Genomic DNA, 341 nt, shown 5'->3' on the forward strand with positions numbered 1-341 from the left:
ACGGTGTCCACGGGAAGTTCTGTGACAGATTATGCGGGCAATTTTGTATACCAGGACAATGTATTGCAGTTCTTTGGCCAATCGGAGGGCTATGTGACGCCTGATGGAATGAACGGTTATGATTATGTGTACCAATACAAGGACCACTTGGGTAATATACGCCTGAGCTATGTGGAAGACGGTAACGGTGGTCTGGAAATTGTGGAGGAGAACAACTACTATCCTTTCGGCCTTAAGCACAAAGGGTACAATGACAACGGTATCTCACCACTGGGGAACGATGTGGCGCAGAAGTGGAAGTTTTTAGGTGTTGAAAGACAAGAAGAGTTCGGTCTTAACTG

General features: G+C 46.3%; 1 pseudogene. It reads left to right on the plus strand.

Annotated features, from left to right (window positions below):
* Window positions 1–341, plus strand: a pseudogene (locus K1F36_RS19180) (hypothetical protein); the annotation flags it as partial.

Source organism: Flagellimonas abyssi (genome assembly GCF_019457905.1).
In the GTDB taxonomy this organism is placed as follows: domain Bacteria; phylum Bacteroidota; class Bacteroidia; order Flavobacteriales; family Flavobacteriaceae; genus Flagellimonas; species Flagellimonas abyssi.